This window comes from Gammaproteobacteria bacterium, assembly GCA_019911805.1.
Lineage (GTDB): Bacteria > Pseudomonadota > Gammaproteobacteria > Thiohalobacterales > Thiohalobacteraceae > JAHJQQ01.
Window position 1 is genome coordinate 12,755 of record JAIOJV010000019.1, and the last position, 20,908, is coordinate 33,662.

At 65.8% G+C, this 20,908-nt stretch carries 20 protein-coding genes and 1 pseudogene; 16 read left to right on the plus strand and 5 right to left on the minus strand.

The window, feature by feature from the left end; translation table 11 throughout:
- Position 1 precedes the first annotated feature (1 nt).
- The 5 genes from K8I04_01510 to K8I04_01530 all read left to right on the plus strand — a co-directional run bounded on the left by K8I04_01510 (position 2) and on the right by K8I04_01530 (position 4,056).
- Positions 2 to 1,252 carry a cytochrome bc complex cytochrome b subunit gene (locus K8I04_01510; GenBank protein MBZ0070397.1) on the plus strand — a complete coding sequence of 417 codons (1,251 nt, stop codon included), beginning with the start codon at positions 2 to 4 and terminating at the stop codon, positions 1,250 to 1,252.
- Positions 1,249 to 1,983: a cytochrome c1 gene (locus K8I04_01515; protein MBZ0070398.1), complete on the plus strand. Its 735-nt coding sequence runs from the start codon at positions 1,249 to 1,251 to the stop codon at positions 1,981 to 1,983. Before K8I04_01510 ends, K8I04_01515 begins: the two co-directional genes overlap by 4 nt.
- Positions 1,984 to 2,087: 104 nt before the next feature.
- Positions 2,088 to 2,714, plus strand: coding sequence for a stringent starvation protein A (sspA, locus tag K8I04_01520; protein ID MBZ0070399.1), 627 nt, complete (start codon positions 2,088 to 2,090; stop codon positions 2,712 to 2,714).
- Positions 2,715 to 2,826: 112 nt separating this feature from the next.
- Entirely contained in the window at positions 2,827 to 3,210 is a 384-nt protein-coding gene (locus tag K8I04_01525) for a ClpXP protease specificity-enhancing factor (GenBank protein ID MBZ0070400.1), read from the plus strand.
- 351 nt (positions 3,211 to 3,561) lie between these two features.
- Complete coding sequence (locus tag K8I04_01530; protein MBZ0070401.1) at positions 3,562 to 4,056, plus strand: O-acetyl-ADP-ribose deacetylase; 495 nt, start codon at positions 3,562 to 3,564, stop codon at positions 4,054 to 4,056.
- Positions 4,057 to 4,072: 16 nt separating this feature from the next.
- On the opposite strand, the gene K8I04_01535 is transcribed toward K8I04_01530, so the two are convergent.
- The 4 genes from K8I04_01535 to K8I04_01550 all read right to left on the minus strand — a co-directional run bounded on the left by K8I04_01535 (position 4,073) and on the right by K8I04_01550 (position 7,711).
- A complete protein-coding gene (locus K8I04_01535; protein ID MBZ0070402.1) occupies positions 4,073 to 4,657 on the minus strand; it encodes a BON domain-containing protein in 585 nt (194 codons plus the stop codon).
- 3 nt (positions 4,658 to 4,660) lie between these two features.
- On the minus strand, positions 4,661 to 5,254 hold the full coding sequence (locus K8I04_01540; GenBank protein MBZ0070403.1) for a phosphoheptose isomerase: 594 nt from the start codon (positions 5,252 to 5,254) through the stop codon (positions 4,661 to 4,663).
- Positions 5,255 to 5,316: 62 nt separating this feature from the next.
- Positions 5,317 to 5,721 (minus strand): YraN family protein, encoded by a 405-nt coding sequence (locus K8I04_01545; GenBank protein ID MBZ0070404.1) that lies wholly within the window; start codon positions 5,719 to 5,721, stop codon positions 5,317 to 5,319.
- On the minus strand, positions 5,651 to 7,711 hold the full coding sequence (locus K8I04_01550; protein MBZ0070405.1) for a penicillin-binding protein activator: 2,061 nt from the start codon (positions 7,709 to 7,711) through the stop codon (positions 5,651 to 5,653). Before K8I04_01550 ends, K8I04_01545 begins: the two co-directional genes overlap by 71 nt.
- Positions 7,712 to 7,923: 212 nt before the next feature.
- Here K8I04_01550 and rsmI point away from each other — a divergent pair, with 212 nt between their 5' ends.
- The gene (rsmI, locus tag K8I04_01555; protein ID MBZ0070406.1) at positions 7,924 to 8,820 is read left to right on the plus strand and encodes a 16S rRNA (cytidine(1402)-2'-O)-methyltransferase; all 897 of its coding nucleotides are present in this window, start codon (positions 7,924 to 7,926) and stop codon (positions 8,818 to 8,820) included.
- Between the two features lie 42 nt (positions 8,821 to 8,862).
- Here rsmI and queG read toward each other — a convergent pair whose 3' ends face one another.
- Positions 8,863 to 9,930, minus strand: coding sequence for a tRNA epoxyqueuosine(34) reductase QueG (gene queG / locus K8I04_01560; protein ID MBZ0070407.1), 1,068 nt, complete (start codon positions 9,928 to 9,930; stop codon positions 8,863 to 8,865).
- 108 nt (positions 9,931 to 10,038) lie between these two features.
- Between queG and K8I04_01565 the strand changes: the two are divergent.
- From K8I04_01565 to K8I04_01610, 10 genes and pseudogenes are all read left to right on the plus strand, one after another.
- Positions 10,039 to 11,508 (plus strand): annotated as a pseudogene (locus K8I04_01565) (NAD(P)H-hydrate dehydratase).
- A gap of 35 nt (positions 11,509 to 11,543) precedes the next feature.
- A complete protein-coding gene (gene tsaE / locus K8I04_01570) occupies positions 11,544 to 11,975 on the plus strand; it encodes a tRNA (adenosine(37)-N6)-threonylcarbamoyltransferase complex ATPase subunit type 1 TsaE (GenBank protein MBZ0070408.1) in 432 nt (143 codons plus the stop codon).
- Between the two features lie 12 nt (positions 11,976 to 11,987).
- A complete protein-coding gene (locus K8I04_01575; GenBank protein MBZ0070409.1) occupies positions 11,988 to 13,406 on the plus strand; it encodes an N-acetylmuramoyl-L-alanine amidase in 1,419 nt (472 codons plus the stop codon).
- Positions 13,407 to 13,608: 202 nt separating this feature from the next.
- The gene (gene mutL, locus K8I04_01580) at positions 13,609 to 15,396 is read left to right on the plus strand and encodes a DNA mismatch repair endonuclease MutL (GenBank protein MBZ0070410.1); all 1,788 of its coding nucleotides are present in this window, start codon (positions 13,609 to 13,611) and stop codon (positions 15,394 to 15,396) included.
- A gap of 40 nt (positions 15,397 to 15,436) precedes the next feature.
- A complete protein-coding gene (gene miaA, locus K8I04_01585) occupies positions 15,437 to 16,360 on the plus strand; it encodes a tRNA (adenosine(37)-N6)-dimethylallyltransferase MiaA (protein MBZ0070411.1) in 924 nt (307 codons plus the stop codon).
- Between the two features lie 144 nt (positions 16,361 to 16,504).
- A complete protein-coding gene (gene hfq, locus K8I04_01590; GenBank protein ID MBZ0070412.1) occupies positions 16,505 to 16,759 on the plus strand; it encodes an RNA chaperone Hfq in 255 nt (84 codons plus the stop codon).
- 29 nt (positions 16,760 to 16,788) lie between these two features.
- Positions 16,789 to 18,099: a GTPase HflX gene (gene hflX / locus K8I04_01595; GenBank protein MBZ0070413.1), complete on the plus strand. Its 1,311-nt coding sequence runs from the start codon at positions 16,789 to 16,791 to the stop codon at positions 18,097 to 18,099.
- Between the two features lie 308 nt (positions 18,100 to 18,407).
- The gene (gene hflK / locus K8I04_01600; GenBank protein MBZ0070414.1) at positions 18,408 to 19,598 is read left to right on the plus strand and encodes an FtsH protease activity modulator HflK; all 1,191 of its coding nucleotides are present in this window, start codon (positions 18,408 to 18,410) and stop codon (positions 19,596 to 19,598) included.
- Positions 19,598 to 20,467, plus strand: coding sequence for a protease modulator HflC (gene hflC / locus K8I04_01605; GenBank protein MBZ0070415.1), 870 nt, complete (start codon positions 19,598 to 19,600; stop codon positions 20,465 to 20,467). The genes hflK and hflC overlap by 1 nt, the downstream gene beginning before the upstream one ends.
- Before the next feature lie 243 nt (positions 20,468 to 20,710).
- Complete coding sequence (locus K8I04_01610; protein MBZ0070416.1) at positions 20,711 to 20,896, plus strand: DUF2065 domain-containing protein; 186 nt, start codon at positions 20,711 to 20,713, stop codon at positions 20,894 to 20,896.
- Positions 20,897 to 20,908: the final 12 nt, after the last annotated feature.

The window sequence follows — 20,908 nt, forward strand, 5'->3', positions numbered from 1 at the left end:
CATGGGCGAAAGAACCGATAAGTGGCAGGGCGGTATCCTCGGCTGGATCGATGACCGTTTCCCGCTCAGTTCCATGTGGAATGACCACCTGGCCAAATACTACGCACCGAAGAACTTCAACTTCTGGTACTTCTTCGGTTCCCTGGCGCTGCTGGTGCTGGTCATCCAGATCGTTTCCGGCATCTTCCTCACCATGAGCTACAAGCCCGATGCGGAGCGTGCCTTTGCCTCGGTCGAGTACATCATGCGCGACGTGGAATGGGGCTGGCTGATCCGCTACATCCATTCCACCGGCGCCTCGGCGTTCTTCCTGGTGGTGTACCTGCATATGTTCCGCGCCATGCTCTACGGCTCCTACCAGAAGCCGCGTGAGCTGATCTGGATCTTCGGCGTGCTGATCTATTTGTGCCTGATGGCCGAGGCCTTCTTTGGCTATCTGCTGCCCTGGGGTCAGATGTCCTACTGGGGTGCGCAGGTGATCGTGAACCTGTTCGCGGCCATCCCGATCATCGGTGAAGACCTGTCGGTGTGGATCCGCGGTGACTACGTCATCGCCGACGCCACCCTCAACCGCTTCTTCGCCTTCCATGTCATCGCCGTGCCGCTGGTGCTGCTTGGCCTGGTGGTTGCGCACATACTGGCGCTGCATGAAGTCGGGTCCAACAACCCCGACGGCGTGGAGATCAAGAAGCACAAGGACGCCAACGGCATCCCGAAGGACGGTATCCCCTTTCATCCGTACTACACGGTGAAGGACATCGTCGGCGTCGTGGTATTCCTGATCTTCTTCTCGATCGTGGTGTTCTTCATTCCGGACGGTGGTGGGTTTTTCCTGGAACACCCGAACTTCGATCCGGCCGACCCGCTGAAGACGCCGGCGCATATCGCACCGGTATGGTACTTCACGCCCTATTACGCCATCCTGCGCGCGGTGCCGAGCTTCGCCGGCACCCAGGTATGGGGCGTGATCGCCATGGGTGCGGCGGTCGTGATCCTGTTCTTCCTGCCCTGGCTGGACCGCAGCCCGGTCAAGTCCATTCGCTACCGGGGTCCGATCTACAAGACCGCGCTGGCGCTGTTCGTAGTGGTCTTCCTGGTGCTGGGCTATCTCGGCACACAGCCGACCACATCGGGCAAGACACTGCTGGCGCGGATCGGCACGATCTACTACCTGGCATTTTTCTTCCTGATGCCCATCTACACCAGGATGGACAAGTACAAGCCGGTTCCGGAAAGGGTGACGAGCAAATGAGAAAGATAATCCTGAGCTTTCTGATGCTGCTGCCGGGTGCCGTCCTCGCCGCGGGCGGGGGCGTGCATCTCGACAAGGCCAACATCGACGTGGGCAACCAGCAGTCGTTGCAGCGCGGCGCCCGGCTGTTCGTCAACTACTGTCTGAGCTGCCATTCGGCACAGTTCCAGCGCTACAATCGCATGGGACGCGATCTCGGGTTGACCGATGCCCAGGTGATCGACAACCTGATGTTCGCCAGCGACAAGGTCGGTGCGCCGATGACCATCGCCATGACGCCAGCCGACGGCAAGGCCTGGTTCGGCGCAGCCCCCCCGGACTTGTCGCTGATCGCACGTTCCCGCGGTGTGGATTACCTCTACACCTACATGCGGACCTTCTACGTCGACGAGGCGCGTCCCTTCGGCACGAACAACGTGACCTTCCCGAGCGTCGGCATGCCGAACGTGCTGTGGGAACTGCAGGGCGTTCAGAAACCGGTCTACAAGACGATCGAGCGTGACGGCGAGACCCACGACGTGCTGGATCACCTCGAACTGGTCGAGCCGGGCACGCGCACGCCGGCGGAGTTCGATCAGGATATCCGCGACCTGGTCGCCTTCATGGCCTATGTCGGTGAACCCATCCAGCTGGAACGCAAGGCGCTGGGCGTCAAGGTGATCATCTTCCTGCTGGTGTTCCTGGTGGTGGCGTATCTGCTCAAGAAAGAATACTGGAAAGACATTCACTGACAGGCCGTGCGGCCGGCGGGGCGGAGAAGATGTCTCTCGCACCGTTCCGCCAGTCGCCGTTTGTCAGCCGGCCACACACTGCTCGACTACGAGGAGATTTGTCCATGGCCCTAGTCGCCAACCGCCGTTCGGTCATGACGCTGTTTTCGGATGCCACCTGCCCTTATAGCCACCGGGTGCGGATCGTGCTGGCAGAGAAGAACATCACCGTGGAGATCGTCAACATCGATCCGGACAACAAGCCGGAGGATCTGATCGATCTCAATCCCTATCAGACCGTACCGACCCTGGTAGACCGCGAGCTGGTGCTCTACGGTTCCCGCGTCATCATGGAGTATCTGGACGAACGCTTCCCGCATCCGCCACTCATGCCCGTCGATCCGGTGTCACGCGCCAAGGCGCGGCTGATGATGTACCGTATCGACAAGGACTGGTACAGCCTGCTCACCGAGATCGAGACCAAGGGCGAGAAGAACGCCGTTAAGGCCAAGAAGGCACTGCGCGACAGTATCACCTCCAGCGCCGAGGTCTTCGGTGCCTTTCCGTATTTCCTCAGCGAGGAATTCAGCCTAGTCGACTGCTATGTCGCACCGCTGTTGTGGCGTTTGCCGCACTTCAAGATCGATCTGCCCAAACAGGCCCAGCCGGCACTCGATTATGCCGACCGTATCTTCCAACGCGAATCGTTCAAGCTCAGCCTGACCGAGCCGGAACGGGAGATGCGTGAGTAGGAGGTACGAGATGCAAGGTACAAGATCCAAGTAAAATATCATCGCCCGCAGACACGGTGTCTGCAGCATTTTTCAACTTGCATCTCGTCACTTGCTTCTTGTATCTGCATTTATGACTTCCAGCCGCCCCTATCTCATCCGCGCGCTCAACGAGTGGATCCTCGATAACCAGCTGACGCCCTATCTGCTGGTCGATGCCGAGATGCCCGGTGTGGAGGTGCCGGCCCGCTACGTCGACAAGGGTAAGATCGTCCTGAATATCAACCCCTTGGCGATCAGCAACCTGCAGATCGCCAACGATCACATCGCCTTCAGTGCACGCTTCGCCGGCACCCCCATGCAGGTGTACATCCCCATCATGGCCGTGCTGGCCATCTACGCTCAGGAAAACGGCCACGGCATGATGTTCAACGAGGATGAGGAGCAGCCACCGCCGGAGACACCGGACGACGGCCCCGTCCGTGGCGGCCGCCCGAGCCTCAAGGTCGTCAAGTAGCCTTCAGCGTATTCCGTCAAGGGCCGGTAACCACGAAGGACACAAAGGACACGAAGGAAAATCTTCATCGGTGTAAAAAACGGGTGCATGAGCCGGTCCATCGGTGTGGATTAGCGGCGTAGCCACGTAACCCACCGTTTCCGGTCTGGCAGTGGGTTACGGCCACCCTACGGTGTCTGATGACCGCCCTGTATCAAGCAGAACGGGTTTTTACATCCATAAGTGTTTCCCTTTGTGTCCTTTGTGTCCTTTGTGTCCTTCGTGGTTGAATTCATTTGACAGCCGGTACGGTTATAGTTGTATCAGTCCAGTTGCATCGTTCCGTCCGGGACGGTCCGGCAGGAGGCGAGCATGATCCGCGTGCATGAAGGCGATATCACGAAGCTCGAGGTCGATGCCATCGTCAACGCCGCGAATGAGTCGCTGCTGGGCGGTGGTGGGGTGGATGGGGCCATCCATCGGGCCGCGGGGCCGCGGCTGCGGGAATACAACCGCAGCCACGGTGGCTGTCTGACCGGCGAGGCGCGGCTGTCGCCGGGCTTCGATCTGCCGGCCAAGTGGGTGATCTCCACCGTCGGGCCGGTGTGGCGCGGCGGTGAGGAGGGTGAGCCGGAGCTGCTCGAATCCTGCTACCGCAGCAGCTTCGCACTGGCCCTTGAGAACGGCGTGCGCAGTATCGCGTTTCCCGCCATCAGCACCGGCGTCTACGGCTACCCCAAGGGGGCCGCGACCCGTATCGCGGTGGCCATCATGCGCGCGTATGAAGACCGCTTCGAGGAGATCGTCGTTTGCTGCTTCAGCGCGGCCGATGCCGAGTTGTATCGGGAGGCGCTGCGGCGGGACTGATCCGGCTGCCCGCCGCTCAATCCTGATATTCGAACAGCTTCACCACGCGCTGCACCCCGCCGACACGGCTGGCGGTGCGGGCCGTAGCGTCGGCCTCGGCGCGTGTCAGCAGACCCATGAGGAAGACCGTGCCGTTCTCGGTCACGACCTTCACCCGGGTCGGATCGAAATTCTCCAGACCTTTGATGCTGAACAGTGCGGTCTTCACCCGCGCGGTGATGAGTGTGTCGCTGCTGCGGGTCATCATCGAGCTCGGCGCGGCCACCTGCACCTCATTGTGCACCCGACGGACCTTCTCGACCTTTGCGACGAGTTCGCCGGCGCGCTGCCGCAGTGCCTCACTCGGGGCCTCACCGCTGAGCAGGACGACCATGTTGATGCTGGTGACGTTCAGATGTGCCTGGGCGCGCAGGTCGGGGTCGTCACCCAGGGCCGCCTTGGCCTTCAGTTCGATGGCCTGGTCCTCGATGAACGTACCGGCCGTGCGCCGGTCGTGCGCCACGGTGGCGCCGGTGGCCGCGCCGCCGATAAGCACGGGCGCACAACCTTGCACCAGGGCGAGGGCGGCGGCCGCGAGCATGAGGGCGAATGGACGGTTCATGGGCTAGTCCTCCTGTCCCAAGAGTTGGTGATCGATCAGATCGCACAGGCAGTGGATGATCAGGATGTGGACCTCCTGGATGCGCGCCGTGGACATCGAGGGCACGCGGATCTCCACGTCCTGATTGATCAGCAGGTCGGAGATCAGTCCGCCGTCGCGGCCCGTCAGGGCGACGACGACCATCTCGCGGGCGTGTGCGGCGCGGATGGCGCTGACGATATTCGGAGAGTTGCCGCTGGTCGACAGCGCAAGCAGTATGTCGCCCGGCTGCCCGAGCGCGTGCACCTGCTTGGCGAAGATATCCGCGAACTGGTAGTCGTTGGCGATGGACGTGAGGGTGGAACTGTCCGTTGTCAGGGCGATGGCTGGCAGGCCGGGGCGTTCCATCTCGAAACGATTGAGCATCTCCGAGGAGAAGTGCTGGGCATCGGCCGCCGAACCGCCGTTACCGCAGGCCAGTATCTTGCGTTCGTTGAGCAGGGCGCGGGCCATACCCTCGGCGGCATGCGCGATACCGGGCGCGACCGCGTCCAGTGCCTGCTGCTTGGTCTGGATGCTGTCATTGAAGTGCTGGGTGATGCGTGCGAGCAGGTCCATGGTGTCTCGGGTGTGTCTGGGGAGTGTTCAGGGGGTTGTCTGGGGCCGGATGAAGATCTGGGTCAGGGGCTGGCATCGAAGGCATTGCGGACCCAGTCGATCCGCAGACCGTCGGGCGCGGGCCTCAGCGCGACAACATCGAAGCGGGCTGCCGAACGCGCGGCCTGCGGGTGTCGCTGCAGATAGTACATGGCGCAGTGCACGATGCGGTCCTGTTTATGCCGGTCGACCGATTCCAGTCCGGAACCGTAGCGCGACTGGCGGCGATATCGTACCTCAACGAACACCAGATTGTCTGTGTCCTGCATGATGAGGTCGATCTCGCCGCGACGGCAGCGGAAATTACGTGCGATCAGGCGCAGGCCGTGCGCACGCAGATAGTTGCAGGCGGCCTCTTCAGCGCGTTGGCCCGGTGTCGGTCCGCGGGTCCCTGGTGGGGGCGTCGGGGGTGTTGTCGGTTTGTGCATCAGGATAGTCGTCCATGCCGTCCTGCAGAGGCTCCATGCCGTCGGGTTCGAGCGTGTCATCCTCGAGCGGGTCTACACTGGACACGGTCGGCGGCAGCGGTTCGGGCCGCCCGCTTTTGAATTGCGCCCAGTGCAGATCGCGATGCAGCCGCTGCTGCGGGTCGAGGTAGAGGTCACCGGTCACGCCGGGGTGGCGGGCGAAGGCCCCGCTGCCGAGTCCCTGCAGATAGGGCGTGAGCTGGTAGGCATCGATCCCCATGGCGTACAGGCGCGAGTACTGCCGCGCACGGTCTGGCCACAACCGGTCGAGCAGGGCATGCAGGCCCGCCGCCGGATGCTCCGTCTGCAGTGTCCAGGGCATGTCACAGAAGCGCACCCCGTCCATATCGCGATCGAGGTCCGGGCTGATGACACCGGTGAAGATCTGCGAGGTCGCATACACGGGCAGCCGCGAGGCACGATGGAAGCGCAGCAGCGGCCGCAGCAACCGGCCCTGTTGTGGATAGGCGACCATGAAAATGAAGTCGACGTCCTGACGGCGACGTGGCTCGAATTCCGGCTGCCGGCCGAGCAGGCGGGTCAGCGTCTGCTGGCGCTGCTCACTGGCATCGATGTTGAGCAGAGCGCGGACCAGGTTCGAGTAGGTGCGCTGATCGGTGCCGTAGGCCTGTCCGTCCAGTACCGTGCCGCCCAGCTCCCGCCACTGCGTGACAAAGGCCTGGTGGACGCGTTCACCCCAGGCACCTTCGGGGTACAGGGTCAGTGCGCGGCGGTGCCCGTCCTGCCAGGCACGGGTGGCGGCGGCGCGGGCCTCATCTTCCGGGGCGAGACTGAACTGGTAGAGTTGTGCCGGCGGCCGGACGGGTTCGGCGAGGGTGTTCAGGGCCAGCACGGGGATGGTGAGGTTGTCGGCACGCGCCAGTTCGGCGACCGCTTCTTTCGTCAGCGGGCCAAGCACGAGTTCTGCGCCCGCGTCGACCGCGCGCTGATAGATGCCCCGGATCTGCGTGTCGTCAGCGCCGGTGTCCCCCCCGGTATCCCCGCCGGTATCATAAAAGCGCAGCTGCACATGCGCGCGCTCCAGCGACTGATAATAGGCAGCGAGTATGCCGTCGCGCAGCGCGGCGCCAGCGTCGGCGAGTGCGCCACTCAGCGGCAGCAGCACGGCGATGTGTCCCGGCTGGATCGCCGGCTGGAGGAACAGGCCGCGCATGCGCTCGATGAATTCCGTCGTGGCCGGATGGCCGGGATAGCGCACGCGCCAGTTGGCGAGCGCTGTCTCCAGCCGGTCGGGATCTTCGCGGACGCCGCGCAGCGTCTCCACCAGTTCCATCCAGCCGCTGAGCACGTCCGGTGGTGGCGCGGTGCGCAGGCCGGCGAGCACCGTATCCGGCAGCTGTGACAGCAGGTGCCAGATCGCCTCCTGATTGGCTGTACGTTCCTCCGGTGGCAGCAGGCCGTCGAGCCAGACATGTTCGCGCGCACTTTCCAGGGTATTGCCGGCGGCGGCGTAGGCCGCGGCACGTGCGCGGTGGAAATCCACGCGATAGGCATCCGGCACCTGCGCATCGATCGCCGCAAGGCGCCGCAGGGCGCCCAGGGCATCGCCGCGCGCACTCTGGACGGCTGCCTGCGCGAGCGTCAGGCGGGTAACATAGGCGGGACTGCCGCTCGGCGGCAGTTGCACCAGCAGTTGCTCCGCCTCGTCGATCAGCTGGCCACGCAGCAGGGCCTCGGCGGCGGCCAGCCGCAGTTCATCACGCTGCGGCGGCGTGGCCTGTGCGGCGGTGGCCAGCAGCCGTTGCGCCGCGGCCCGATAGTCGCCGGCCTCGAGCAGGCGTTCGACCTCGGCGTCCGGCGCAGCCGCGGCGACGGTGTCCGGGCGCTTGGCGGGCGGGGCACAGGCGGCGACCAGCAGGATCAGCAGGCCGATGGCGAGGGCCCGTACAGGATGGCGGCAGGGAGACGGGGGTGCGGTGGTCGTCGACACGGGCTTCGGGCGGCGGTGGAGTGGCGGCCATTGTAACGCGTCTGCGGATGAACCTGAAAAACTCATTTCGGCCCAGAAACACACGGGAGCCCACGGAAGCACACGGATGACACTGAAATGACGCTGTGTCGTGAAGCCCCGCCTTGTCACCTGGCGAGTGCGGAGGGCGGTTGTGGGAGGCGTATCATCTTGTCCGTGTATTGCCGTGGCAAATGCAGTTTTTGGGATGGATCGAACAGAGGAGGGCGGCCGTGACCGCAACCGGAACCCTGTACGTGGTCGCGACCCCCATCGGCAATCGCGCCGACATCACCCGGCGCGCACAGGAGGTACTGGCCACGGTGGATCGCATCCTTGCCGAAGACACCCGTCACAGCGGCGCGCTGCTCGCCGGACTGGGTATCGGTACGCCGCTGTTGTCGCTGCACGAACACAATGAGGCCGCGCAGACCGAGGCCATCGTCGCACGCCTGCTCGGTGGCGAGCACCTCGCCCTGGTCAGCGACGCCGGCACACCGTTGATCAGCGATCCCGGTTTCCGCGTGGTGCGTGCCGCCCGTCAGGCGGGCATCATCGTGGTGCCCGTGCCCGGCGCCAGCGCCCTCATCGCCGCGCTGTCGGTGGCGGGCCTGCCCACCGACCGTTTCGTCTTCGAGGGCTTTCTGCCGGCGAAGGCGCCGGCGCGCCGTGCGCGGCTGCAGGGACTCGTCGCCGAGACGCGCACGCTGGTGTTCTACGAATCCAGCCATCGCATCCAGGCCTGCATCGACGATCTGGTCGAGATCTTCGGGCCGGCACGCCACGCCGTGATCGCCCGCGAGCTGACCAAGGTCTTCGAGCAGATCCAGGGCGGTCCGTTGGGAGAACTGGGTGCCTGGTTGGCCGCCGATCCGAACCGCAGCCGCGGCGAATTCGTCGTCCTGGTACAGGGCGCGGAGCCGCCGGCCGACACCGACATCGCGCCCGAGGCACAGCGCGTGCTCTCCCTGCTGCTGCGCGAACTTCCCGTCAAACAGGCCGCGGCCCTGGCCGCCGAGATCACCGGTGCGCGCCGCAATGCGCTCTATCAGTGGGCGCTGGAGCACACGCAACAGCCATCGAAAGGTTGAATTGCGAAGGCGCGTCTTCCGCACCGTCGCGTTGCAGGGCCGTTACTCGGAAACGGAAGCGTGCCGCGCCAGCGCCCAGGCGACGTGTTCACGTACCAGTGCAGAGGGATTGTCGCGCCGCGCTGCCAGGGCGGCGAGGATCGCCGGGGTGGTCGGCGCGTTGCCGAGCGCAACGGCGATGTTGCGCAGCCAGGACTCATGACCGATGCGGCGGATGGCGCTGCCGGCGGTACGGTCCAGGAATTCGTTCTCGCTCCAGCCGAACAGCGCTGTCAGCGTCGTCGCATCCAGGGCGTGCCGCGGCGCGAAGTCGGCCTCGCGCGTACGCGTCGCAAAGCGGTTCCAGGGGCATACCAGCTGGCAGTCATCGCACCCGTAGATGCGGTTGCCGATCTGTGCGCGCAGTGCCACGGGGATCGGGCCGCGCAGCTCGATGGTCAGATAGGAAATGCACAACCGCGCGTCCAGTTCGTAGGGCGCGACGATGGCGCCGGTCGGGCAGGCGTCGATACAGGCATGACAGGTGCCGCAGTGGTCGGTGCCCGGCGGATCCACCGGCAGTGGCAGGTCGGTGTACAGCTCGCCGAGGAAGAACCAGGAGCCACTGTGCCGGTCGATCAGATTGGTGTGTTTGCCGATCCAGCCCAGGCCGGCCTGCTGGGCGAGCGCCTTTTCCAGTACCGGTGCGCTGTCGGTGAAGGCGCGGTAGCCGAACGGCCCGACAGCGGCGCTGATGCGGTCGGCAAGACGCTGCAGGCGCCGGCGCAGCAGCTTGTGGTAGTCGCGGCCCAGGGCGTAGCGCGAGACGTAGCCCAGCGTCGGGTCATCCAGCACGTGTTCGGCAGCCCGGGGCTGCGGTGGCCAGTAATTCATGCGCAGGCTGATGACGCGCACCGTGCCGGGCACCAGCTCCGCCGGACGGCTGCGACGGGTGCCGTGGCGCTGCATGTAGTCCATCTCGCCGTGCCGGCCAGCGCCCAGCCAGCGCAGCAGGTGCGCCTCGTCGGCGGACAGGTCGGTGCCGCCGATGCCGATGGCATCGAAGCCAAGTTCCCGGCCCCAGTCCTTGATACGCTGGGCGAGGGCAGAATAGTCGGTGGTGGGCGGCATGCTGGCGGGGGCAGGGCTGTGGTGGCAACGTCGGGGAGTTTCGCGTTATTTTGCGGCCGGGACAACCGGTGGCCGGACAGGGGGAATACAGAAGTGACATCGTCTGGGCTGTATCGCGCCGAGCAGGTGCGTGAGTTCGATCGGCGCGCCATCGAGTTGCACGACATCCGCGGCTATACCCTGATGACGCGGGCCGCTGCGGCCGCGCTGCAGGCGCTGCGCGCGCACTGGCCGCGGGCGCGGCGCCTGCGCGTGCTGTGCGGCGCCGGCAACAATGCCGGCGACGGCTATGTGCTCGCGCGGCTCGCGCAGCAGGCCGGGCTGGACGTGGCGGTCGGCTGGCTGAGTGATCCTGCGTCCCTGCAGGGCGCTGCGCGCACGGCCGCCGCTGAGGCGGACCGGGCACGGGTGCCGATCCAGCCGTTTGCGCCGGCGCTGCTCGACACGGCCGACGTGATCGTCGATGCGCTGCTCGGCACCGGTCTGACGCGACCGCTTTCCGGCGAGTGGGCCACGGCGGTGGCCGCGGTGAACGCGGCCACCGCACCGGTGCTGTCGCTGGACATCCCCAGCGGGCTGCAGGCCGATACCGGCGCCATCCTCGGCACGGTGATCCGGGCGACCCTGACCGTGACCTTCATCGCCCCCAAGCTCGGCCTGTTCACGGGTGCCGGGCCGGATTGTGCCGGCGAGATCCGGGTGGACGACCTGGCGGTGCCCGCCGCCGTGTTCGCCGCGATCGAGCCGGCCGCCCTGCGGGTCACCGCGGCCGATCTCCCCGACTGGCTGCCGGGACCGCGCCCGCGCAGCGCCCACAAAGGTGACTTCGGCCATGTCCTGGTCATCGGCGGGCAACCCGGCATGAGCGGTGCGCCGCGCCTGGCGGCCGAGGCGGCGGCACGGGTCGGCGCCGGTCTGGTCAGCGTCGCCACTCATCCCGTGCATGCCGCGTTGCTCAATGTCGGTCGGCCGGAGCTGATGTGCCGGGGCGTGCTGACGCCTGCCGATCTCGAGCCGCTGCTGGCACGCGCGGGCGTACTGGTGATCGGTCCCGGCCTCGGGCAGGACGACTGGGGTCGCGACCTGCTGGTCGCAACGCTGGGAACGGGGCAGCCGTGCGTACTGGATGCGGATGCGCTCAACCTGCTGGCCACCGCACCGGCACGGCGCACCGACTGGATCCTCACACCACACCCCGGCGAGGCCGCGCGGTTGCTGGACAGCACAGCGGCCGCCGTCCAGGCCGACCGCCCGACGGCGGTGCGCGCACTGCAGGCCCGCTACGGCGGGGTCATCGTATTGAAGGGTGCCGGTACGCTGGTCTGTGACGGACGGCGGACCTGGCTGGTCGCGACCGGCAACCCGGGCATGGCGAGCGGCGGCATGGGCGACGTACTGACCGGTGTCATCGCGGGGCTGCTCGCCCAGGGGTTGGTACCGGCCCGAGCGGCGGTGGCCGGCACGCTCCTCCACGGCCTGGCCGGGGATACTGCGGTGGCTGCCGGCGAGCGCGGGCTGCTGGCCGGCGACCTGTTCGATGCCCTGCGGCAGTGGGTGAACGAGCCAGCGTCGCCGTGACCGAGCTGAGTCTGGATATCGCCGATACGGAGGCCATGGAGCGCCTGGGCGCCGCGCTGGGTGCCCACCTGCGTGGTGGTGAGGTCATCTATCTGCGCGGTGACCTCGGCGTCGGCAAGACCACGCTGGTCCGTGGGCTGTTGCGCGGGCGTGGTCACGACGGGCCGGTGCGCAGTCCCACGTATACCCTGGTGGAGCCCTACGAACTACCGCCGCTGACCCTCTATCACCTGGATCTGTACCGGTTGGCGGATGCCGAGGAGCTCGAATGGATCGGCATCCGTGATCTGCTCGACGCCACCAGCGTCGCCCTGGTCGAGTGGCCCGAGCGCGGGCGGGGCGTGCTGCCCGCGGCCGATCTGAGCATCACGATCCGCTACCAAGACCCTGGCCGGTGGGTATTGCTCCTCGGTCAGTCCGCCGGTGGCGACTGGCTGGTGGGACAACTGATCGATAAGGGCTCTTAGGGCCTTGTTCAGATGTCTGCGCTATCCACAGGAATACTGAAGAAAAAACTTGAAATATGGCCCCCCTTGTGGCTAGACTCCCGCATAACCCCAAGACCGCAACGAGGAGGACCGGGGATGGCGTTGCGCTGCTGGATCGCCTGGCTGCTGTTGTGGCTTGCCGGTACCTGCCTGGCCGGACCCGTGGAGGTGCGCGGCGTGCGGGTCTGGGCCGCACCGGACAACACCCGCGTGGTCCTCGATGTCAGTGGCCCGGTCGCCCATGAACTCTTCACGCTGAGCGGTCCCGATCGCGTCGTGATCGATCTGCGCGGCGCCGAGTTGAAGTCCCCCCAGCCCGACCTCGGGCAAGGCCTCGTCAAGAGTCTGCGCAGCGGGGTGCGCAACGGCACGGATCTGCGCCTGGTACTGGATACCAGCGGCACGGTGCGGCCACGCAGTTTCCTGCTCAAACCCAATGGCGAGTACGGTCACCGCCTGGTCGTGGACCTCTACGCGGCCGGCAAGCCCGCGACGGTATCCGCGCAGGCGGCCAAGCCGACGGCGACGGCGAAGGCGGCACCCAAGGCCGCAGGCCGCGAGTTGGTGATCGCCATCGACGCCGGGCACGGCGGTGAAGACCCGGGGGCACGCGGCCGCAAGGGCACGCGTGAGAAGGACGTGGTGCTGCAGATCGCCCGCGATCTTGCCGTGCTGGTCGACAAGGAGCCCGGCATGCGCGCTGTATTGATCCGCGACGGTGACTATTTTATCCCGCTGCGCCAGCGCATGCAGAAGGCGCGCGAGCACCGCGCCGATCTGTTCGTGTCCATCCACGCCGACGCCTTCAAGGACCGGCGCGCCCACGGCTCCTCGGTGTACGTGGTGTCCGAGCGCGGGGCGTCTTCGGAGATGGCGCGGATCCTGGCCGATCAGGAAAACGCCTCCGACCTGGTCGGTGGCGTCAGTCTCAACGACAAGGACGATCTCCTGCGCACCGTGCTGCTGGACCTGTCGCGCGCCGCGAGTATCGAGGCGAGCACCGGAGTGGCCGACAAGGTGTTGCGCGAGCTCAAACAGGTCGGCCATGTGCACAAGCATGACGTGCAGCAGGCCGGCTTCATGGTCCTGAAGTCGCCGGACGTGCCGTCGATCCTGGTCGAGACGGCCTTCATCTCCAACCCGCAAGAGGAGCTCAAACTGCGTGACCGCCGACATCAGCAGAAGCTGGCGCAGGCGGTCATGAAGGGCGTGCGTGCCTATTTCCGCGACAATCCGCCGGCAGGCACGCTGATGGCCTCGCGCGAGCACGTCATCAAGCGCGGCGATACGCTCTCCGAGATCGCCAGGCGTTATGACATCAGCATGCAACGCCTGCGCGCCACCAACAGTCTGTCGGGTGACACCCTGCGGGTCGGCGCGGTGCTGCGCATCCCCGGCGGCGACGGCTGAGCCGTTCCTGGCCGCAGCCGGCCAAAGACGGCAGTGGCCACGGCAACATACGCAACGATACGAACGGAAATGGACTGAGGCTTTACCAGGATAGGGTCGGTATCCCTTCCATGTGTTTCCGTGGTCAACCGCATGTCGTTCGTGCGCGCCGGCGGCACTGTCCCGGCGCGCAGGGCCCTGGGACTCTGGTATCCTTCCCGGCATGTCTATCCGTCTGCTGTCCCCGCAGCTCGCCAACCAGATCGCCGCCGGTGAGGTCGTCGAGCGTCCCGCATCTGTAGTCAAGGAATTGCTGGAAAACAGCCTGGACGCAGGGGCGCGGCGACTGGAGGTCGATATCGAACAGGGTGGCAAGGCCCTGATTCGCGTACGCGACGACGGCCTCGGGATCGCGCGCGATGAGCTGGCGTTGGCGCTGGCCCGGCATGCGACCAGCAAGATCGCCAGCCTCGAGGATCTCGAGCAGGTCGCCAGTCTCGGCTTCCGCGGCGAGGCACTGCCGAGCATCGCCTCGGTGTCGCGCCTGACACTGATGTCACGCACCCCCGACGCCGAGGCCGGCTGGTGTGTGCGTGGCGATGGCTCGGGTCGGATCCAGACCCCGGAGCCGGCTGCGCATCCACCCGGCACCACGGTCGAGATCCGCGACCTGTTCTTCAATACGCCGGCGCGGCGCAGGTTTCTGCGCGGCGACACCACCGAGTTCAAGCACATCGAGGACGTGGTGCGGCGCATCGCGCTGAGCCGCTTTAGCATCGACATCGCCCTCAGCCACAATCAGCGACAGGTCTGGCGGTTGCCGGCCGCCGCGACGCGCGCGCAGTGCGAGCAGCGGGTCGCCAGGCTATGCGGCCAGCCCTTCATCGAGCAGAGCCTGCACGTCGAGCAGGCGGCGGTCGACCTGCGCCTGTCCGGCTGGATTGCACAGCCGACCTTCTCGCGCAGTCAGGCCGATCTGCAATATTTCTTCGTCAACGGCCGTATGGCGCGTGACAAGCTCATCGCCCATGCCGTGCGGCAGGCCTATCAGGATGTGCTGTTTCACGGCCGCCACCCGGCCTTCGTGTTGTACCTCGAACTGGACCCGGCGACGGTGGACGTGAACGTGCACCCGGCCAAGCACGAAGTGCGCTTTCGCGACAGCCGGCTGGTGCACGATTTCCTGTTTCGTTCGCTGCACGAGGCGCTGGCGCGCAGCGGCCCCGGTGTGCCCGCTGTACGGGAATCCGTGTCGCCAGCGCGCGCCGCAGCATCCGGCGGCAGCGCCCACCAGCAGCCCATGGCCCTGACGGTGGCGGAACAGTTGACGGCCTATGCCGCGCTGCATCCGCAGCCGGCGCCGCTGCCGGCGGGTGGGCAGCTCGCGCAGACGACGGCAGCGGCCTCGCCGGAGACGCCAGCCGGGCTGCCGCCGCTCGGGTTTGCGCTGGCCCAACTGCGCGGCATCTATGTCCTCGCGCAGAATGCCCACGGCCTGGTACTGGTCGACATGCATGCCGCCCATGAGCGCATCACCTACGAAGGACTCAAGCGCAGCTATGCCGGCGAGGGCATCCGCGCCCAGCCGCTGCTGGTGCCGGTGACGCTGACCGTCAGCGAGCGCGAGGCGACCCTGGCGGAGGAGGCCGCGCCGGTGTTCGCGGAACTCGGCTTCGAGGTGGGCCGTCTCGGGCCGGAACGGCTGGTGGTGCGGGAGGTGCCGGCGCTGCTGCGGCACGCCGATGCCGCGGCCCTGGTCCGCGACGTGCTCTCGGACCTGAGCACACATACCGTCAGCACACGCTTGCGCGAGGCACATAATGCCGTACTCGCGACCATGGCCTGCCACGGTTCGGTGCGCGCCAACCGGCAGCTGTCGGTCGCCGAGATGAATGCGCTGCTGCGCGACATGGAGCGCACCGAGCGCAGCGGCCAGTGCAACCACGGCCGCCCGACCTGGGTGCAGCTGCGGCTCGAGGACCTCGACCGGCTGTTCCTGCGCGGTCAGTGACGCTGCCACCGTGCGTGCGCCGTTGCCATCGCTGTGCATCATGGGTCCGACGGCCGCGGGCAAGACCGGCCTGGCGGTCGAGCTCGTCAAGCGTTTCCCCTTCGACATCATCAGCGTCGACTCGGCCCTGGTGTACCGCGGCATGGATATCGGTACGGCCAAGCCCGATGCCGCCGTGTTGCGTATCGCCCCGCACCGACTGATTGACATTCTCGACCCCGCTGAGCGCTACTCCGCCGCCCGCTTTCGCCAAGATTGTCTGCGGGAGAGGGAACAAATCGACCAGAGCGGACGTCTACCCCTGCTGACGGGTGGCACCCTGCTCTATTTCCGTGCCCTTCAACGGGGGCTGGCGGCCTTGCCGGATGCCGATAGTGGGGTGCGTGCGCGGCTCGATGCCGAGGCGCGGCAACAGGGGTTGGCGGCATTGCACGCGCGCCTCGCGGAGGTCGATCCGGAAGCGGCACGGCGCATCCATCCGAATGATCCGCAGCGGATTCAGCGTGCGCTCGAGGTGTTTGAACTGAGTGGTCGGCCGCTGAGCGCGCACTTTGCGGAGGAGGTCAAGGACGGCGCCCCGCAACGGCTGTTGAAATTGGCCGTCGCGCCACCGGACCGAGCGGTGCTGTGGCATCGCATCGAGGCGCGTTTCGGACAAATGCTCGAGCAGGGTTTTATTGCGGAGGTGGAGCGTCTGTACCGGCGCGGTGATCTCGGGCCACAGCTGCCCTCGATGCGCGCCGTGGGGTACCGGCAGGTATGGCAGTACCTGGCGGGCGAGCTCGATCATGCGCAGATGCGCGCGCGTGCGATCATTGCCACGCGCCAGTACGCGAAGCGTCAACTGACCTGGCTGCGAGGTGATGAGGACGTGATCTGGCTGGATGGCGAGTCGCCCCGCTTGCTGGACAGAACGGTGCATATCCTTGCGCAGGCCGGGCTTGTGGGCAGGCTATGGAACTGACTATGCTACACTTTGATCGAATGAGGCTGAGATGCAGTTACGAACCTTACGGCACGCGGAAAGGCCTGTCCATTCAAGCGCATGTACTGGACATGCAAAGACTGGAGAGGGCTCTTGGCAGACATAAGAAGAAGGAGAAGTGAAATGGCACGTGGACAATCTTTGCAGGAACCCTTTCTGAATACCTTGCGCAAGGAGCGGGTGCCGGTATCGATCTACCTGGTGAATGGAATCAAGTTGCAGGGTCAGATCGAGTCATTCGATCAATTCGTCGTGCTGTTGAAGAACAGCGTCAGCCAAATGGTGTACAAGCACGCCATTTCCACGGTCGTGCCCGCGCGCAATGTGCGCATCATCAGCAATGATGAAGCCGCCGGGCCGGAACCGGGTAATGCTTGATCGCGATGATGCCGCGCAGGGGGGCATGATTGTCTGATCATCTCCGCAGCGATGAACTGGCTGTCCTGGTGCACGTCGACTTTGCGGGCGACCGGGAACCCGAGGATCTGCAGGAATTCTCCGAGCTGGCTAAATCTGCCGGGGCAGACCCGGTCGGGATTGTCACGGCCTCCCGGGCCGCGCCCGATTCCAAATATTTCATCGGTACCGGCAAGGCCGAGGAGGTGCGCGCGCGCGTGACCGAGACGGGTGCCGAACTGGTGTTGTTCAACCATACGCTGTCTCCCAGTCAGGAGCGCAATCTGGAGCGGCTGTTGCAGTGCCGGGTGCTCGATCGAACCGGTCTCATCCTGGACATCTTCGCCCAGCGCGCGCGTTCCTTCGAAGGCAAGCTGCAGGTCGAGCTGGCACAGTTGCAGCATCTCTCGACCCGGCTGGTGCGCGGCTGGACCCATCTGGAGCGGCAGAAGGGCGGTATCGGGCTGCGCGGTCCCGGTGAGACTCAGCTGGAAACCGACCGCCGGTTGCTGGGTGCGCGGATAAAACAACTGCACCGGCGGCTGGAGAAGGTGCAGCGGCAGCGTGCGCAGGGGCGCCGCGCACGCACCCGGGCGGAGCTGCCCACGGTGTCCCTGGTGGGCTATACCAATGCCGGCAAATCGACCTTGTTCAACACGCTGACGGGGTCCGAGGTCTACGCCGCCGATCAGTTGTTCGCCACTCTGGACCCGACCCTGCGGCGCCTGGAGCTGCCGGAGATGGGGCCGGTCATACTGTCCGACACCGTCGGGTTCGTTCAGCATCTGCCGCACGATCTGGTCGCGGCCTTCCGTGCCACGCTCGAGGAGACGCGCGCGGCAGATCTGCTCCTGCATGTGGTCGACGCCAGCGACCCGGCGCGCCTGGAGCGCATCGGTCAGGTCGATCAGGTGCTGCGGGACGTCGGTGCGGCAGACGTGCCGCAGCTACTGGTATACAACAAGCTCGACCGCCTGCCGGACGAGGCGCCGCGCCTGGAGCGCGATCCGCAGGGGCGGCCGGTACGTGTCTGGGTCTCCGCGCTGACGGGTGCAGGCCTGGACCTGCTGATCGCCGCCTTGAGCGAGTTGCTGCAGGGGCCGGCGGCACGCGGCTGGTTGCGCCTGCCCCCGGGGAGTGGGCGGCTACGCTCGGAACTGTTCCGTATCGGTGCGGTCCGCGAGGAGCGGTTCGAGGATGGCGGCGCCACATGGTTGGAGCTGGCGCTCCCCGCCGCAGACCTCGAGCGTCTGTGCGCCCGCCAGGGGATCGACGCGGCACTGGCGGCACGGCCGTCCGGCGAAGCGGCGCGGACCGGCTGATGGCACCGATGAATCCATGTCCCCGGGCCGTACAGGCCTCGGTGGCGGGCGGGCGTCCGTGTCCCGGGCAGCAACCATTTGGCCGTGTCTGGCGCCCCTCCTTGCGGGCGCGGCCAAAGCCCCATAAAATCTGGCGCTTCGATACACTTGCGCACACGCCGGTGAGCGGCGGCACGGTCTGCAGCGGGGCGGGTGCGAACCCCCGGCGGATTCGACAACAGAATCTCGATTCCTGATACTCAGGCGCCTTGCGTCCCGACCGGGCTGGCCCGGCGGCGCCTACGATCGTCCTAGATGGAGCATGTTCAATGGCTTGGAACGAACCGGGTGGCGGTAAAGACCCGTGGGGTGGGCGCGGCGGTGATCAGGGCCCGCCTGATCTCGACGAGATCGTCCGCAAGATGCAGGCCAAGGTGGGGGGCCTGTTCGGTGGTCGCAAGGGCGGTGGTGGAAACGGCGGCGTGGGTGGCGGCGGTAAATACGCGCTCAGCCTGATCGTGGTCGCGGCCGTGATCGCGTGGCTGGCCTTCGGCATCTATATCGTCCAGGAAGGCAAGCGCGGTGTCGTCTTGCGGTTCGGCCAATTCAGCGAAGTCACCATGCCGGGCCCGCACTGGCATATCCCGTTCCCTATCGAACAAGTACAGATCGTCGACGTCGGGCAGCGCCGCTTCGTCGAGGTGGGCTATCGTTCTGGCGCCGGTGGCAGCGGCCAGGTGAGCGTGCCGAGCGAGGCGCTGATGCTGACCCGTGACGAAAATATCATCGACATCCGCATCGCCGTGCAATATCAGGTAAAGGATCCGCGTGAGTATCTGTTCATGGTGCGCGATCCCGATGTCACCCTCAAGCAGGTGACCGAGAGCGCTATCCGCGAGGTCGTAGGCAAGAGCAACATGGATTTCGTGCTCACCGAGGGCCGTAGCGAGGTGGCGATGCAATCCAAGGAACTGATCCAGGGTATTCTCGACCAGTACAATGCCGGGCTGCTGGTGACCACCGTGAACCTGCAGGACGCCCAGCCGCCCGAAGAGGTACAGGACGCCTTCGCCGACGCCATCAAGGCGCGCGAGGACGAGGTGCGGCAGAAGAACGAGGCGGAGGCCTATGCCAACGACATCATCCCGCGCGCGCGCGGTGCCGCGGCGCGTGTGCTGGAAGAGGGCGATGGTTACAAGCTCAGTGTGATCGCCAAGGCCGAAGGTGAATCCAGCCGCTTCGAACAGGTGTTGACCGAATACAGCAAGGCACCGGAAGTCACTCGCAAGCGCCTCTATCTGGATACCATGCAGCAGGTTCTGGCCAACAGCAGCAAGGTCACGATGGACGTATCCAAGAGTAACAACCTGTTGTACCTGCCGCTCGACCAGATGCTGCAGGGTGCTGCCGCCATACCCTCGCGGCGCTTTGCCGAGAGCAACACGGGCGAGGCGTCGACGGTCGGGCCGCAGGGTGCGAATAACCGCACCGATACACGACGTTCCCGGGAGCCGCGCTGATGTCCTCCAATAAGATGATAGGTGTGCTGGTCCTGCTGGCGATGCTGTTCGTCGGATCGTTCTCGGTATTCACGGTCTACGAATGGGAACGTGCCGTGCTGTTCCGTCTTGGTGAGATCGTGCGTGCAGATTTCGAACCGGGTCTGCACTTCAAGATCCCGTTCATCAACAATGTGCGTAAGTTCGATGCGCGTGTGCTCACGCTGGATGTCCAGCCGGAGCGTTTCCTGACGGCGGAGAAGAAGAACGTCATCGTCGACTCCTTCGTCAAGTGGCGCATCGGCGACCTGTCGCGCTTCTATACGGCGGTGCTCGGCGACGAGCTGCAGGCACGCCTGCGCCTGGAGCAGATCGTCAAGGATGGCATGCGCGGCGAGTTCTCCAAGCGTACCCTCAATGAAGTGGTCTCCGGTGAGCGCGGTCAGATCATGGGCGTTCTCGCCGGCAATGTCAGTGTCCAGGCGAAGGAGTTGGGTATCACCATCGTCGATGTGCGTATCAAGCGCGTCGAACTGCCCCAGGACGTTAACGCCGCGGTCTACCGGCGCATGGAAGCGGAGCGCACGCGCGTGGCCAAGGATTTCCGGTCACGCGGCTTCGAGGCCTCCGAGCGCATCCGCGCGGATGCCGATCGCCAGCGGGAGGTGATCTTGGCCGAGGCCCACCGCGACGCCGAGCGGGTCCGCGGTGAAGGCGACGCCAAGGCGACGGACATCTATGCCGAGGCCTACAACAAGAACCCGGAGTTCTATGCCTTCTATCGGAGTCTGAACGCCTACGAAGACGCATTCGGCGGCGGTGATCTGCTGGTGCTCGAGCCGGATAGTGAATTCTTCCGGTACTTCAAGACTGACCAGGCGCAGAAGTAGGGAACCCCTGCGTGGTCCGTGCGCCGTCATCACCACGCCGGCGGGCACCCACGCGGTTCGAGGCAGTGGATTCCGGTCACCGTCGGCATACTGGGTAGACCGGGGTCGTGCGTAGATCGGGGCTTCCTGTCTGGTGAGGCCAGAGGATCGCGGCGGCGGCCAAGTCCGGGCGCCGGCACGGCGACCCGGCTTTTTTGTGGGTAAGCCCGTGCCGCGTTGCGGGCATGGGAGGCAGATTTGACCATGTTTGACGATCTGCTCGCGGCGTTGGCGTTGATGCTGGTGATCGAGGGCCTCCTGCCCTTCCTGAGCCCGGCGGGGCTGCGGCGCACCCTGCAGACCCTCGGGGAGCTGAACGACCGCAGCCTGAGGATCATGGGCCTGGTCAGCATGCTGGCGGGTGTCGCGTTGCTGTATCTGGTGCGCTGAATGGATTGGGAA

What these genes read in the sequence shown, in the direction of transcription:
- K8I04_01510 (MBZ0070397.1), top strand. Translation starts at nt 2, where the DNA reads ATGGGCGAAAGAACCGATAAGTGGCAGGGCGGTATCCTCGGCTGGATC.
- K8I04_01515 (MBZ0070398.1), top strand. Translation starts at nt 1,249, where the DNA reads ATGAGAAAGATAATCCTGAGCTTTCTGATGCTGCTGCCGGGTGCCGTC.
- sspA (MBZ0070399.1), top strand. Translation starts at nt 2,088, where the DNA reads ATGGCCCTAGTCGCCAACCGCCGTTCGGTCATGACGCTGTTTTCGGAT.
- K8I04_01525 (MBZ0070400.1), top strand. Translation starts at nt 2,827, where the DNA reads ATGACTTCCAGCCGCCCCTATCTCATCCGCGCGCTCAACGAGTGGATC.
- K8I04_01530 (MBZ0070401.1), top strand. Translation starts at nt 3,562, where the DNA reads ATGATCCGCGTGCATGAAGGCGATATCACGAAGCTCGAGGTCGATGCC.
- K8I04_01535 (MBZ0070402.1), bottom strand. Translation starts at nt 4,657, where the DNA reads ATGAACCGTCCATTCGCCCTCATGCTCGCGGCCGCCGCCCTCGCCCTG.
- K8I04_01540 (MBZ0070403.1), bottom strand. Translation starts at nt 5,254, where the DNA reads ATGGACCTGCTCGCACGCATCACCCAGCACTTCAATGACAGCATCCAG.
- K8I04_01545 (MBZ0070404.1), bottom strand. Translation starts at nt 5,721, where the DNA reads ATGCACAAACCGACAACACCCCCGACGCCCCCACCAGGGACCCGCGGA.
- rsmI (MBZ0070406.1), top strand. Translation starts at nt 7,924, where the DNA reads ATGCAGTTTTTGGGATGGATCGAACAGAGGAGGGCGGCCGTGACCGCA.
- queG (MBZ0070407.1), bottom strand. Translation starts at nt 9,930, where the DNA reads ATGCCGCCCACCACCGACTATTCTGCCCTCGCCCAGCGTATCAAGGAC.
- tsaE (MBZ0070408.1), top strand. Translation starts at nt 11,544, where the DNA reads ATGGAGCGCCTGGGCGCCGCGCTGGGTGCCCACCTGCGTGGTGGTGAG.
- K8I04_01575 (MBZ0070409.1), top strand. Translation starts at nt 11,988, where the DNA reads ATGTCTGCGCTATCCACAGGAATACTGAAGAAAAAACTTGAAATATGG.
- mutL (MBZ0070410.1), top strand. Translation starts at nt 13,609, where the DNA reads ATGTCTATCCGTCTGCTGTCCCCGCAGCTCGCCAACCAGATCGCCGCC.
- miaA (MBZ0070411.1), top strand. Translation starts at nt 15,437, where the DNA reads ATGGGTCCGACGGCCGCGGGCAAGACCGGCCTGGCGGTCGAGCTCGTC.
- hfq (MBZ0070412.1), top strand. Translation starts at nt 16,505, where the DNA reads ATGGCACGTGGACAATCTTTGCAGGAACCCTTTCTGAATACCTTGCGC.
- hflK (MBZ0070414.1), top strand. Translation starts at nt 18,408, where the DNA reads ATGGCTTGGAACGAACCGGGTGGCGGTAAAGACCCGTGGGGTGGGCGC.
- hflC (MBZ0070415.1), top strand. Translation starts at nt 19,598, where the DNA reads ATGTCCTCCAATAAGATGATAGGTGTGCTGGTCCTGCTGGCGATGCTG.
- K8I04_01610 (MBZ0070416.1), top strand. Translation starts at nt 20,711, where the DNA reads ATGTTTGACGATCTGCTCGCGGCGTTGGCGTTGATGCTGGTGATCGAG.